The following is a 13,991-nucleotide window of genomic DNA, read 5'->3' as shown; positions in this document are numbered from 1 at the left end:
GGCCGAAAGCTTGTCGCGTACCGCCGTCAGTGCACCCAGGACGGCAGTATTCGATTGAGTCATGCAGACATCCAGATCGCTGTGTTGGGTTGGGGGTGGGGTTACTCCGCGAAGGCCGCATCCCTCACGCACGCGATGAGTCGCCGCGTCTCATCGGGGTCGAGAGAGCTCCGCATCAGCTCGTCGTGGTGTGCCCGGTAGTTGGCCACCTGTTCGACGGTCTCTATCGACCCGAAGCTCGCATGCGTTTCAACGTGGACCACATCTCCTTCGGAGTCGTCGAACTCGAAGTACGCCCACATGCACGTGCTGGTGAACGGCGGGGTTTTCGCGAAAGGTAATACCCTAAGTTCTACGTTCGACAAAGTAGATCGCTCGATCAGGTGATTGAGCTGGTCCCGCATGATCGCCGCGCTGCCCACCATCTGCCGGATGCTCGACTCGTGCGTCACCGCCACGAGTTTCAGCTTCGCCATGCCGTCGCGTTGCTCCAGGGCGAACCGCCGCTTGGCACGCACCTCCAAGAGCTTTTCCAGCTCGTCGGGGCTGTGCCACGGCTCCATTCGCTCGTACAACGCGCGGGTGTACGCCGGTACCTGCAACAGGACCGGTAGCACGGGAATCGTGTACACCCGGATCACAGCAGCTTCGGCCTCCATCGCGACGTGGAGATCGAGACCACCTTTGATCGTGGGCAGATAGCTGTGCCACCACTCCTTCTTGCTGGCAGCGCGCGTCCAGCGCATGAACTGCTCGGCTTTCACCGAGCCCTCGAGCTTGAAGTGCCTGATGAGGTCCCGGACGTCCCGGGGCGTCGGGTTGCCCTGGGCGGTCTCCAGCCTGGACAACTTCGACTTCGACATCAGCAGGACCTCTGCGAGTTCCTCGAGCGTCAGCCCGGCGTCCTCCCGGAGCCTGCGAAGTTCGGCTCCGAGCAACTTGCGCGGCCTGACTGGCCCTTGGACCGACGTCATGATCTCGCCCTCGCAAAGGTCTCCCTGGGATTCCTCGCGTGGGATTCCCAGGACGCGGATCGTAGAGGCATGCCCTTCCCCAACCCCACCAGGGTGGCATAGCGCGTCGCTCAAGTGCTGACAGAGCAATGAGAGAACCCATACGGCGGCACCTGCCACACGCATGTGCACCTGTGGAGGTCATGGCCTAGGCCAGTCAGGTGGCGTCCCTGGGATATGCACCGGGGGAATTGCAGTACGGGAGACCCACGCTCAAACTTCACAGTGCAAGCCAGGCGCGCGAACCGCGCAGCTCTGCAGCAGCGATCCCAGCGGGGGGATGGCATGGATGGCCCACCTCTTACACCACCCCGAAGTCGGGTGATCTTCGCGATCGACATCGAAGACTCCACCACGAGGACCAACGCCGCCAAGGGCAACCTGAGGCGGGTGATGTACGAGCTGTTCGACCAGTGCATGCAGATCAGCGGCGTGCGAGAGGCCCACAGGGACCCGCTCGTGGACAGGGGAGACGGAATCCTCGCGCTCATCCACGCGGTCGACGAGGTGCCCAAGACGCTGTTGCTGGACACGGTCGTCCCTCTGCTGGCGACGCTGCTGACCGCGCACGCCCAGAGCTTCCCCGACGAACGCCTGCGGATGCGCTCGGTCCTGCACGCCGGCGAGGTGCACCACGACGGCTACGGGTGCTTCGGTGAGTCGATCGACGTGGCGTGCCGGCTGCTCGAGGCCCCTGACCTCAAGCAGCGGTTCCGTGAGATCACGGAACCGCTGATCCTGATCGTGTCGAACCACATCCACGAGACCGTGGTCCGGCATGGTTACCAAGGCATCGACGAGAGTGCTTACCTGCCCGGCCCGTTGGTGCGCGTGGGAGCGCAGCGCTGCCGCGGCTGGATCCACGTCCCTTCGGGAGACGACGAACTACATCGCAACGCCTGGCCGTTGGTCCGCGTGCACAGCCAGCCCGCCTTCAGGTCGCCCGAAGAGCCCAGACCCTTCCAGCTCAGACCGCCGGTGTTGACGGAGGAGCGCTCCGCCTAGCACTTCACCCAGTAGCCAGGTGAAGTCTGGCGGATGTTGCTCGTCGTGAACGTGTTCCACAGCCCGAGCGCTTGGTTGGACCCCAACGCGTAGGTCTGCCCGAGGTTGGCGTAAGCCCGCCCGGCAACGGTGTGCGCGTAGTTCGAAGCGCTGACGCACTCCGGCACAGGCTGAGTAGTGGTGGTCGTGGTAGTGGTAGTGGTCGGCCCACCCCTGCCGCTCAAAGCCCGCACCATGTTCACCACAGCGGTCATCTGCGGTCCGCTCTTCACCGCGTACTGGGCCGACTGGTACCCCCACCAGTCCCAGCACCCGCGCGGGTTCGACGACATCGTGGTCGCCTGCGGGTAGAGCACGATCATGTTGTTGGTGTCGGCGTACTCGTTGAGATAAGCCTTGTCCATCAACGCGTTGCCGACCAGTCCGTAGTACTGGTAGCACCCGTGCAGCGTCACCATCAGCTTGCAGGGGCCGGTGTCGCAAGCCCTTGGCACGTAGGCGAATCCCTCGCGTCCCATGCTCGCCGCGGAAGCGTTGCCGCCGGGCACGTAGGCGTTCTGGTCGAACTGGACCAGCTTGCCGGACAACGACGAGGCGGCCGGGTTCACCGAGCCGAGCAGGTGGGTCAGCATCTCCCGCACGGGATCGGTCGTGCCGCACTTGTTGACGTACGGGGAAGAAGTCGAACCGCAGCTGTTCGGGCCGATCGGGCTCACCCACGCATGGCCCGCCGCCGAGGCGTTGTTGTAGACGACCCGTGCGCCGAAGTCGCGGTAGTAGGTGGCGAGGTCGTTGTTCACCGGGGCGTCGATGGTCTGGTCCGCGGTGCCGTGGAACAACCACACCGGGTCGCCGGAGAGGTTCTGCGGCGCGTCCAGGCTGCCGGCCGACGCGCGGCTGCGGGTCAGCGCTTCCAGCTCGGCCGGGGTCTTGCGGGGCAGGACGGTGTCCATGCAGGCGGAGAGGGCTGTGCTCAGGTTGTTCTGGGCGCAGTCGTAGGCGCCGGCGGAGAAGATGCCCGCGCCCTGGAACAGGCCGGAGTACGCGACGTGGAGCTGGTTCGCCATGAAGCCGCCGGACGACAGGCCGCTGACGTAGGTGCCGGTGATGTCGTACTTGGCGAGAGAGCCGGGTTGCGGCGCCGGGACCGCCGCGATCGACATCGACAGGGATGCGGCGGCCAGACCGGTGGCCGCGCCGAGTGCCAGGAACACGTTCCTCAATCGCATGTGTGCGCCTCCGTCGTTGCAGGCAGGAGCCTTGAGGCTAGGAGCAGGCGGGAGCACCGCACCACGTGTGCGATCGATACGCCTGACCACCGGCAGACGTCGTGCGGCACCATTGTTCGGACCCCCGAGTGCGCATATAGTGCGCGCGGACCAATTCGCCGCGAAACTTCTTGCAACTCTTCCCGGTCCAGCCCATTGGCTGGTACGACCTGGGGTGAACCCCTGCAGCAAGGAGACAACGTGGTTTCCTCGGCTTTTCGCGTCCTGCTCACGGCCGTGCTGGCCGTCGCACTGTGCACACCTGTGCAAGGTTTTGCGGCACCGCCGGGCACCAAGGACGTCACCGCCACCCTGTTCCAATGGCCGTTCCCGCGCGTGGCCTCGGAGTGCACCACCGTCCTGGGCCCCAAGGGCTACGGGTACGTGGAGGTCTCGCCCGCGACCGAGCACATCCAGGGTCCACAGTGGTGGACCTCCTACCAGCCCGTCAGCTACCGGATCGCCGGTCGCCTCGGTGACGAGAACGCGTTCCGGAACATGGTCGGCACGTGCCACGGCGCGGGCGTCAAGGTGATCGCCGACGCGGTCATCAACCACATGAGCGCGGGATCGGGCACCGGCACCGGTGGCACCGGTTACTCCAAGTACAACTACCCCGGCGTCTACAGCGACTGGGACTTCCACTCCTGCCGCTCACCGATCAACAACTACCAGGACCGCTCCAACGTCCAGAACTGCGAGCTCGTCGGACTGTCCGATCTGGACACCGGCAGCGACTACGTGCGCGGCGCGATCGCCGGTTACCTGAACCGGCTCATCGGCATGGGCGTCGACGGGTTCCGCATCGACGCGGCCAAGCACATCGCCGCCGCCGACCTGTCCGCCATCAAGTCGAAGCTGACCAACCCGAACGTCTTCTGGGTGCACGAGGTCATCTACGGCGCGGGCGAGGCGGTGCAGCCCGGCGAGTACACCGGTTCCGGTGACGTGGACGAGTTCCGCTACGCGTACGACCTCAAGCGGATCTTCACCAACGAGAACCTCGCGTACCTGCGCACGTTCGGCCAGTCGTGGGGCTTCCTGCCCAGCGGTCAGGCAAGGCCGTTCGTGGACAACTGGGACACCGAGCGCAACGGCTCCACCTTGACCTACAAGGACAACTCCACCTACACGCTGGCGAACGTCTTCATGCTCGCCTGGACCTACGGAGCACCGCAGGTCTACTCGGGCTACGAGTTCACGGACAAGGACGCGGGCCCGCCCGGCGGCTCCGTCTGCTACAGCGGCTGGAAGTGCCAGCACGCGTGGACGCAGATCGCGAACATGGTGGCGTTCCGCAACACCGTCGCCGGCACCGACGTGAACAACTGGTGGGACAACGGCTACGACGCCATCGCGTTCGGCCGCGGCAACAAGGGCTTCGTGGCGATCAACCGCGAGACCTTCGCGGTCACCCGCACGTTCCAGACGGCCCTGCCGGCCGGAACCTACTGCAACGTCCAGGAGAACGGCTGCGCCCGCGTGACCGTCGACTCCTCCGGCAGGTTCACCGCGACGCTGGGCGGCGGTGTCGCGCTCGCCCTGCACGTCAACGCGCGAGGCTGAGAGGTGATCGGGCCCGCCGCGAGGGCGGGCCCGATCATGATCCGCAGGACTCCCTGACGACCAGCCGGGTCGGCAGCACGGCGGGCTCCTCGCGACCCGCGCCGGTGACCATGGCCATGATCGCCTTGGCGGCCGCCACCCCGAAGCCCGGTTTGTCCTGGGCCACCGTCGTCAGGGCCGGTTCGACCACGGACGCGATCTCTATGTCGTCGAACCCGACGAGCGCCAGGTCGCGGGGCACGCGCAGGCCCGCGGCACGGGCGGCGAGCAACGCGCCGACCGCCATCTCGTCGCTGGCCGCGAACACGGCGGTGGGCGGCTGGTCCAGCGCCAGGAGTCGGCGCATGGCCGCCATCCCGCTCGTCCGGTAGAAGTCGCCCGCCACCACGTACTCGTCGCGCAGCGGCAGGCCGGCGTCGAGCATTCCCTTGCAGTAGCCGGAGACACGGGCGTCCGACGGCTGGTTGCCCGGCGGTCCGGTGATCGTCGCGATCCTCGTGTGCCCGAGGGAGACGAGGTGGTTGACGGCGTCGCGGGCACCGCTCGCGTTGTCCGAGGTGACGTAGGTGGCGCGGGGACCTTCGACGGCGACGTCCAGCGCGACGCACGGAACCCCTGACTGCGCGAAGGTCTCGAACGCCTGGGCGTCCGACCCGCTGTCGATCAGGACCAGTCCGCCGAGGTGGTGGCGGCGGGTCATGTTCACGTAGCCGACCGGGTCCGCGAGCGACGCTCCGACCTCGCGGGCGTCGCCGCTGGTCGCGAGCATCAGCAGGTGGTAGCCGTGGGCGCTGAGCGCCGACTTCAACCCGATCAGCAGGTCCTGCAGGTACGGGTGGCGCCAGCCGGGCCTGCGGTGGTCGGTGTCCCAGACCAGCCCGATCATCGTGGACTGCTTCGTCGACAACGCCCGCGCGGCTTCGTTGGGCCGGTAGTCCAGTTCTTTCGCGACCCGCAGGACGCGTTCACGCGTTTCCCCGTTGACCGTTTCCGGCTGGTTGAAGACACGTGACACGGTCGCCACTGAAACGCCGCAGAGCTGGGCGATCTCACGCCCGGTGGCCATCGGACCTCCGTCTCACCGTAAGCGGTTACATCAACTTACGATCCGCACCTTGCCTAGTCAATCAGGTGACGTTGTTGATCTGTTTATCATCTCGTTACTTGACGGACACCGCGTAACCCCGTTGTCATAGGCGCCACACATCTTCGTCCGGCGATTCACAGCGACGCCGGTTCATGTCCGAAGAACCACCTCTTGTGCTTCATCGCGCCCAAAAACGACGGAGGCCTTGAATGCGCCCCAAAGCACTCGCCATCGGCTGCGCCGCGCTGGCGACCGCCGTGGTGCTCAGCGGTTGCGGCAGTGACACCGCTTCCGGCGGCAAGACCAAGCTGACCATCGGGTTGTTCGGCAACTTCGGCTACGCCGAGCTGCTCAAGGAGTACGCGAGCGCGCACCCGGACGTCGAGATCACCGACCGGACCGCGTCCTACTCCGACCACCACAAGAACCTGGCCGCGCACCTCGCCACGAGCAGCGGCGCCGCGGACATCGAGGCGGTCGACACCGGGTACGTCAACCAGTTCAAGGCCACGCCGGACAAGTTCGTGGACCTCAACTCCAAGGGCGGCGACCAGCTCAAGGACCGCTGGCTGCCCTGGAAGTGGGAGGGCTCGCTCAGCAAGGACGGCAAGCAGATCGGCTACGGCACCGACATCGGCGGCCTCGCCATCTGCTACCGCCGCGACCTGCTGCAGAACGCCGGGCTGCCCGCCGACCGCGACCAGGTCGCGGCGCTGTGGCCGACCTGGCAGGACTTCATGGCCGCGGGCAAGAAGTTCCAGGAGAAGGCGCCAGAGGGCGTGAAGTGGTTCGACGGCGGTCCGACCGTGCTCAACGCGATCGTCGGCCAGGCCTCCGTCGGCTACTACGACAAGTCCGACAAGATCGTCGTGGGCGAGAACAAGGAGATCAAGGCTGCCTGGGACCTCGTGGTCGACGGCGTGCAGTCGGGCCTGTCGTCCAAGCTGCTCTACTCCACGCCCGTCTGGAACACCGGGTTCAAGCAGGGCCAGTTCGCGACGGTGACCTGTCCCGCGTGGCAGATGGCCAAGATCAAGGACCAGGCCGGACCCGAGGCCGCCGGCAAGTGGGACGTCACCTCCGTCCCCGGTGGTGGCGGCAACTGGGGCGGCTCCTACCTCACGGTTCCCAAGTCGGGCAAGAACGTCGACAAGGCCGTGGAGCTGGCGGCGTGGCTGACCGCGCCCGAGCAGCAGGCGAAGGTGTTCAAGAGCGCCGGGCTGCTGCCGTCGATCCCGAAGCTGTACGAGGACCCGTCGATCGTCGACTACAAGAACCCGTACTTCAACGACGCTCCGATCGGCAAGCTGTTCACCGACGCGGCCAAGAAGCTGAACCCGCAGTACCAGGGCCCGAAGGCCGGTGACATCCAGACGGCGATCGGCAACGCGATGCAGCGCGTCGAGCAGGGCAAGCAGAACGGCGAGGACTCGTGGCGCCAGTTCGTCGGCGACGTCCAGAAGTGACGACCTGACATGGCTTTGATCGACCCGCCAGTGGTGGACAGGGCGGCCAGGAGGCATCGCTGGGACACGAAGTTCGCGCCGTACGGGTACGTGGCGCCGTACTTCCTGATCTTCGGTGTCTTCGGGCTGTTCCCCCTGCTCTACACCATCTGGGTTTCGCTGCAGCACCGCAACCTGCTCGACGAGGGCGGTGCGTACCTGGTCTGGTTCGACAACTACTCGGCGCTCTTCGCGGACCCGTACTTCTGGAACTCGATGGGCAACACGCTGAGCCTGTGGTTGCTGACCACGGTTCCGCAGATCCTGTTCGCCCTGGGCATCGCCGCCCTGCTCAACCGCAAGGTCCGGACCCGCACGCTGTTCCGGATGGGCGTGATCCTGCCGAACATCACGTCGGTCGCCGCGGTGACGATCATCTTCGCGCAGCTGTTCGGGCGGGACTTCGGCCTGGTCAACTGGGTGCTGGACCTGTTCGGCGCCGGGCAGATCGACTGGCAGGCCGGCACGGCCACGTCGCACGTCGCGATCGCCGTGATGGTCGTGTGGCGCTGGACCGGCTACCACGCGCTGATCTTCCTGGCGTCCATGCAGGCGATCTCGCCCAGCCTGTACGAGGCGGCCACCCTGGACGGTGCGAACGGCTGGCAGCAGTTCTGGCGGATCACCGTTCCGCTGCTGCGGCCACAGATCATCTTCACGACGATCATCGCGACCACCGGCAACATGCGGCTGCTCGCCGAGCCGCTGCTGTTCAACCCCGGCGCCGCGGCGGCGACCGGTGGCTCCGACCGGCAGTTCCAGACGGCCGCGCTGTACCTCTACGAACAAGGCTTCACCAAGTACGACTTCGGCTACAGCTCGGCGATCGCGGTCGTGCTGGCGATCGCCACCGTCATCGTCGCCGGCTTCGGGTACCTGGTGACCAAACGGATCCAGACGGAGTGAGGAACCCATGACCGCTGTGCTGGATCCTCCCGCACCGGTGCGTCCCGCAGGTCCCGTGACGAGGGCGCGCCGGATCGCGAAGCGGGCGGCAGGACCGTGGACGTACGCCGCCCTGATCGCCGTGCTGGCCGGATCGGCCTTCCCGGTGTACTGGTCGTTCGTGGTGTCGTCGCAGACGCCGGACGCGATCGACAGCGTGCCGCCGGTCCTGGTGCCGGGCGGCCACCTGTTCGAGAACATCGCACGGGTCTTCGACACCACGGACTTCGCGCTGGCGTTGATGAACTCGATCATCGTGTCGGGCACGGTGACCGTGTCGGTGGTGCTGTTCTCCACGCTGGCCGGGTTCGCGTTCGCCAAGATGAAGTTCCGCGGCCGCAACGTGTTGCTGCTGCTGGTCATCGCCACCCAGGCGATCCCGACCGAGCTCGGCATCATCCCGCTGTACATGATGATGAGCGAGTTCGGCTGGGCGGGCGAGATCCACGCGGTGATCGTGCCGGGCCTGGTGACCGCGTTCGGCGTGTTCTTCATGCGGCAGTACTTCGAGCGGGCGATCCCCGACGAGCTGCTGGAGGCGGGCCGGATGGACGGCTGCCACTCCCTGCGGCTGTTCTGGCACGTGGCGCTGCCCGCGGCCAGGCCGGCGGCGGCGGTGCTGGGGTTGTTCACGTTCATGCAGGCGTGGAACGACTTCTTCTGGCCGCTCGTCGTGCTGGTGCCGGAGAACCCGACCGTGCAGACCGCTCTGTCCACTTTGGCCAGCGGCTACACCACGGACTACACGCTGGTGCTGACCGCCGCGACGATCGGCACGGTCCCCGTGCTGCTCGTGTTCCTGTTCTTCGGCCGCCAGATCGTCGGCGGCATCATGTCCGGCGCCGTCAAGGGCTGACCCCTGTCTGAGGAGACTGTTGTGAGCTTTCCCGCCGGCTTCCGCTGGGGCGTGGCGACCTCGGCCTACCAGATCGAAGGAGCGGCGCGGCTCGACGGCCGCGGTCCGTCCATCTGGGACACCTTCGCCGCCGTACCCGGTGCCGTCGCGTCCGGCGACACCGGGGAGGTGGCGGCGGACCACTACCACCGCTGGGCCGAGGACGTGCGCCTGCTCGTCGACCTCGGTGTCGACGCCTACCGCTTCTCCGTCTCGTGGTCGCGGATCCTCCCCGAGGGCCGCGGCAAGGTCGAGCAGCGCGGCCTCGACTTCTACCGGCGGCTGGTGGAGGCGTTGCTGGACAACGGTGTCGAACCGTTCATCACGCTCTACCACTGGGACCTGCCGCAGGCGCTGGAGGACGAGGGCGGCTGGCGCAACCGCGACACCGCCGGCTGGTTCGCCGACTACTCCGCGACCGTCCACGAGGCGTTCGCCGACGTCGTCACGAAGTGGACCACGCTGAACGAGCCGTACTGCTCGGCGATCGTGGGCTACGGCGAAGGCCGCCACGCCCCCGGCGCACGCGAGGGACACGGCGCACTGGCAGCGGCACACCACCTGCTGCTGGGCCACGGCCTCGCCGTGCAGTCCATGCGCGCCAACGGCGCGGCCGGCCAGGAGTTCGGCATCGTGCTCAACCAGTCCCCCACCGTGCCGGTGACGGACTCCCCCGCCGACGTCGCCGCGGCCGTCCGCCAGGACGTGCTGCTGCGCAGGCAGTTCACCGACCCGTTGTTCGGCGGGGAGTACCCGGAGGAGATGCCGTCGATGTTCGGCGACATCACCGACTTCTCGTTCCGGCACGACGAGGACCTGTCGATCATCGGCCAGCCGCTGGACTACGTGGGTCTCAACTACTACTACCGCCTGCACGTGGCCGACGCACCGCACCGCGAGCCCGACCCGTCCAAGCGGACCGCCCACGACATCGGCGTGGACACGACCCAGCTCCCGGACGTGCCGCGCACCGGCATGGGCTGGCCGGTGGAGCCCGTCGGCCTCACCACGGCGCTGACCGACCTCAAGGCCCGCCACCCGCACCTGCCGCCCGTCTACGTGACGGAGAACGGCTGCGTCTACCCCGACACGGAGAACTTCGAGGACACCGACCGCATCACCTTCCTGCGCGACCACATCGCCGCGGCCCAGGCCGCCGACGTCGACCTCCGCGGTTACTTCTGCTGGTCACTGCTCGACAACTTCGAGTGGGCGCACGGCTACAAGCACCGCTTCGGCCTGATCCACGTCGACTACCAGACCCAGGAACGGACCCCGCGCGCCAGCTACCACTGGTACCGCTCGCACATCGCGGCGGCCCGCGCCTGACACCTCACTCGACGGCCGGACAGCTGCCTGCCGGGATCGCGAGGTCCAGCAGGTAGCTGTCCACGCCACCACGGGTGCAGGCACTGCGCGGGTAGGCGATGTGCCCCCACCCCTCGTACGTCAGCAACGCGGTGTTGCGCGGCGCCTGGCGTTGGATGTTGACCGCCCACGCGTACGGCGTGGTGGGGTCGTGCCGTGCACTGAGCACCAGGATCTTCGGCGCGTCACCGATGTCCAGCCGGTGGGGCGGGTTGGCGGGCGGCCCGGCGACGCCGACGCACGCCGCGGTCTCGCCGTGCCCGATGAAGCTCCCGCGCATGATCGGCGACCGGCGCAGCTCCTCGGCGCGCAGCCGCGAGTACTCCCGGAAGTTCTTGACGCGCAACGAGAAGTCCTGGCACACCGACGCCGGCAGGACCGACTCGTAGTTCGGTTCGAAGTCCAGCGCCTTCGCCCGGGGCGTTCCGGCGACCAGCTCCGCCGCCCACGCCCAGTCCGGCCCGCGCAGAGCCGAGTACATCGAGTCGATCAACCCCTGCCGGCCGAACTGCTCCCCGTCGGCCCGCACGAGCGCGGCCTCCCAAGCGGCGCGGACGTCCTGCCCGTGCAGGGCACAGGAGTCCGTGCGCTCGCACCAGCGAGCGAACTCGACGAACGAGTCGTCGGCTGCCGCGGCCCGGTCCCCCACGAACCGCGTGACGTCCGCACTGTGGTCCACCACGCTGTCGAGGACCATCGCCCGAACCCGATCACCGAACTCCTCGGCGTACAGCTGCCCGAACATCGTGCCGTACGACAGCCCGAAGAAGCTGATCTTCCGCTCCCCCAGCGCCCGCCGCACGGCGTCCATGTCCCGTGCGACCTGCGCGCTGTCCGCGTGGTCGAAGATCGGCCCGCTGCGCTCCCCGCACTGCGCGAGCACACCCCGGTTGAACCGCAGCAGGGCTTCGAACCCCGTCTCGTCGGCCGGATAGCTCGACGGCGCACCCACCATCAGGTCGGCGCACCGGATGGCCAGGCTGCCCCCGGTTCCGCGCGAGTCGATGCCCACGATGTCGAACCGGGCCCGGACCTCGTCGCTGAACAGGCGCGACAACGCGAACCGCGCCGCCGAACCCCCTGGCCCGCCGGGGTCCACCATCAGCACCCCGATCCGTCGCGCCGGATCGGTGGCCGCGTGCCGTGCCACCGCGATGTCGATGCGCTGACCTCGGGGCTTGTCCCAGTCCAGTGGCACGCTCAGCGTCCCGCACTCGCCCTCGGCGGCGTCCGGGCACGGAGCCCACGCGATGGACCGTGTTCTCTCGACCGGTTCCGCGCCTGCCGAACCGGCGCTCACCACCAGGATCACAGCGGTCACCAGTGCCCGCGTCATCGACCGCACGATGCCTCCAGCGTTGTGGGAGCGCTCTCCGTCACGAGGGACATCATGCCCCGGAAACGCCCGGCCTCCCCGCGGCGATGGACCAACGGTTCCTTTGACCACAGACGACGAGGTAGGACGTGATCGAACCGGATCCGCGAGGCGACAACGGGACGTGGACGCACAACCAGGTCGACAAGAACCACGGCAACGCCGTCCAGGCCGGTGAAGCCCACGGCGACGTCAACGTGGGCACGTCCACCCACAACTCCCGCACCACGACGATCAGCCTCCCCGCCGTCGGCGTGATCATCGGCGTGGTGATGACCCTGGTCATCGGCCTCGTGGTGTGGAAGGTGGTCGCGGCCGACGACCCACCCGCCGACACGTCGACGGCCGCGCGGGACGACGCGACCACGACGGACGTGACCACGACTCCCCGGACCAGCACCCCGGCCCGCACAACGCCCGCGAAAGAGGTACGTCTGCAGTTCAAAACCGGTGTGGACGTCGACGGGGACGACACCGCCGCCAAACGGGTCGAGGGCGCCACCGGCAAGACCGACCTCTACCTATCCGACTTCAACCTCATGTACGCCAACGGGGGCGGCTTCGCCGATGACCGAGGTCCTGAACAGGACGCCAGGACCCGCTGCACCGAGGCGATCGAGAGCGGGCAGAACTCCGCCCCCGCGGCTCTTCCGGCGTCAGAGGGGACGCAGTACTGCTTCGTCACCTCCGAGGGCCGCGTCGCCTGGCTGCGGGTCAAGAGCGCGACGTTGTCCTCTTACGACGCCCCACCTGCCGTGACCTTGGCCGTCCACGTCTGGTGAAGCCTCCTCCGTCGGCTCACTCAGCGCGTGCCCGCGTCCTGGTCCTCGCGGCGCCGATGACCGACGGGGGCAGGTGCTCGCCGGGGAGTTCGAACAGGTCGCCGCCCATGATGTAGCCGGCGGAGCGGTGTTCCTTGTCGTCCTCGCCCTTGCCGCCGCCGGGAGCGCCACCCATCGGGGCACCGCCCATGCCGGCGCCTGCCGCGGCCGCACCGCCGGGCCCGGTCATGCCCATCGGCATGCCGCCGCGCATCTGGCCCTGCACACCGGCCGAGCCGCCGGGTGCCATCGCACCTCCCGCGCCGCCGCCACCACCGGCACCGCCCGCGCCACCGCCGCCCGTGCCCATGGAGGGGGTGAACGGCATGGGGCCGCCCTTCATGCCACCGCCACCGCCACCAACGCCCGAACCGCCACCGGAACCGGTGTAGCCGGGCGCGGTGGGCGTGAAGCCCTTGGGGCTCTGCGGGGCGTAGCCGGGGTTCTGCGGGGTGTAGTTCGGGCTGGCGATGTCCTTGCCGACCGTCGGAGCCTTGGGAATCCGCGGCGTGTACTGAGGACTGCCGCCCATCTGCGGGGTGTAAGTGCTGCCGCTGGTGTAGGTGCTGCCGGAGTTGGCGACCGGGGAGTAGCCCGGTGCGGTCGGCGTGTACGCGGGCGCAGCGGGCTGGTTCACACCTGCGCCACCGTTGACGCTCGCCGGAGCCGCTACGGCACCGGCACTCGCGGTCTGGGTCGACATGAGCGCGTCCACACCACCAAGCGCCGGTGCGGCGCCGGAACGGGCCACGGCCATCACCGGTTCCTCGACCTGGCCGGTGTTCGGGTTGAACGGCGGCGTGAAGGTCGGCACCGACGAGTCGATCTGCCGGGAGTTGCTCTCCATCGCGGTCATCACCGACACGGCCTCGTCGTGCGCGGCACGGGACACGGCATTGGCGAGAGCGATGTCCACAGTGGCCAGGACGAAGGCCGGTGTGCCCGGCCGCACGAGCGCTGCCGCCGCCCTGTCCCAGTCGAACTCGATGGGCGCGGGCATCCGCGCGCGGGCGGATTCCATGACGCGGCCCTGGTCGGCGACCTTCGTGCCGACCTCGACCGCGGTCCTGGCGGTCTCGTCGACCCAGTCCCCGAGCCTCTTCATCGCGTCACGGGCGGCCTCGGCGGCGCCGCCGGTCCACT

Annotated in this window: 12 protein-coding genes; 7 read left to right on the top strand and 5 right to left on the bottom strand. The window is 68.0% G+C overall.

Annotated elements, in window-relative coordinates; all coding sequences use genetic code 11:
* Window positions 1–101: 101 nt before the first annotated feature.
* Window positions 102–974 (bottom strand): helix-turn-helix transcriptional regulator, encoded by an 873-nt coding sequence (locus VM306_RS38785; RefSeq protein WP_325524073.1) that lies wholly within the window; start codon window positions 972–974, stop codon window positions 102–104.
* A 360-nt stretch (window positions 975–1,334) separates the two neighbouring features.
* Here VM306_RS38785 and VM306_RS38780 point away from each other — a divergent pair, with 360 nt between their 5' ends.
* Window positions 1,335–2,018, top strand: a complete 684-nt coding sequence (locus VM306_RS38780) for a hypothetical protein (RefSeq protein WP_325524071.1) — start codon at window positions 1,335–1,337, stop codon at window positions 2,016–2,018.
* Here the strand turns inward: VM306_RS38780 and VM306_RS38775 are convergent.
* Window positions 2,015–3,247 (bottom strand): PHB depolymerase family esterase, encoded by a 1,233-nt coding sequence (locus VM306_RS38775; protein WP_325524069.1) that lies wholly within the window; start codon window positions 3,245–3,247, stop codon window positions 2,015–2,017. The two genes, VM306_RS38780 and VM306_RS38775, sit on opposite strands and share 4 nt — an antisense overlap.
* A gap of 240 nt (window positions 3,248–3,487) precedes the next feature.
* Here VM306_RS38775 and VM306_RS38770 point away from each other — a divergent pair, with 240 nt between their 5' ends.
* Entirely contained in the window at window positions 3,488–4,852 is a 1,365-nt protein-coding gene (locus tag VM306_RS38770; protein ID WP_325524067.1) for an alpha-amylase family protein, read from the top strand.
* Window positions 4,853–4,886: 34 nt separating this feature from the next.
* Here the strand turns inward: VM306_RS38770 and VM306_RS38765 are convergent, their stop codons facing one another.
* Complete coding sequence (locus tag VM306_RS38765; RefSeq protein ID WP_325524065.1) at window positions 4,887–5,918, bottom strand: LacI family DNA-binding transcriptional regulator; 1,032 nt, start codon at window positions 5,916–5,918, stop codon at window positions 4,887–4,889.
* Between the two features lie 230 nt (window positions 5,919–6,148).
* On the opposite strand from VM306_RS38765, the gene VM306_RS38760 reads away from it, so the two are divergent.
* The 4 genes from VM306_RS38760 to VM306_RS38745 are packed head-to-tail and all read left to right on the top strand — an operon-like array spanning window position 6,149 to window position 10,613.
* Entirely contained in the window at window positions 6,149–7,405 is a 1,257-nt protein-coding gene (locus tag VM306_RS38760) for an extracellular solute-binding protein (RefSeq protein ID WP_325524063.1), read from the top strand.
* 9 nt (window positions 7,406–7,414) lie between these two features.
* Window positions 7,415–8,350, top strand: a complete 936-nt coding sequence (locus VM306_RS38755; protein WP_325524061.1) for a sugar ABC transporter permease — start codon at window positions 7,415–7,417, stop codon at window positions 8,348–8,350.
* 7 nt (window positions 8,351–8,357) lie between these two features.
* The gene (locus VM306_RS38750; protein WP_325524059.1) at window positions 8,358–9,245 is read left to right on the top strand and encodes a carbohydrate ABC transporter permease; all 888 of its coding nucleotides are present in this window, start codon (window positions 8,358–8,360) and stop codon (window positions 9,243–9,245) included.
* A 21-nt stretch (window positions 9,246–9,266) separates the two neighbouring features.
* On the top strand, window positions 9,267–10,613 hold the full coding sequence (locus tag VM306_RS38745; protein ID WP_325524057.1) for a GH1 family beta-glucosidase: 1,347 nt from the start codon (window positions 9,267–9,269) through the stop codon (window positions 10,611–10,613).
* Window positions 10,614–10,617: 4 nt separating this feature from the next.
* Here VM306_RS38745 and VM306_RS38740 read toward each other — a convergent pair whose 3' ends face one another.
* A complete protein-coding gene (locus tag VM306_RS38740; protein ID WP_325524055.1) occupies window positions 10,618–11,988 on the bottom strand; it encodes an alpha/beta hydrolase in 1,371 nt (456 codons plus the stop codon).
* Window positions 11,989–12,116: 128 nt separating this feature from the next.
* Between VM306_RS38740 and VM306_RS38735 the strand changes: the two genes are divergently transcribed.
* A complete protein-coding gene (locus VM306_RS38735; protein ID WP_325524053.1) occupies window positions 12,117–12,809 on the top strand; it encodes a hypothetical protein in 693 nt (230 codons plus the stop codon).
* Window positions 12,810–12,825: 16 nt separating this feature from the next.
* On the opposite strand, the gene VM306_RS38730 is transcribed toward VM306_RS38735, so the two are convergent.
* Window positions 12,826–13,991, bottom strand: a 1,166-nt coding sequence (locus VM306_RS38730) for a hypothetical protein (RefSeq protein ID WP_325524051.1), incomplete at its 5' end; no start/stop codon positions are given.

The organism is Lentzea sp. (assembly GCF_035525475.1).
GTDB lineage: Bacteria > Actinomycetota > Actinomycetes > Mycobacteriales > Pseudonocardiaceae > Lentzea.
The sequence above is the reverse complement of the archived record's forward strand: the minus strand, read 5'-3'. Positions and strand labels throughout refer to the sequence as shown.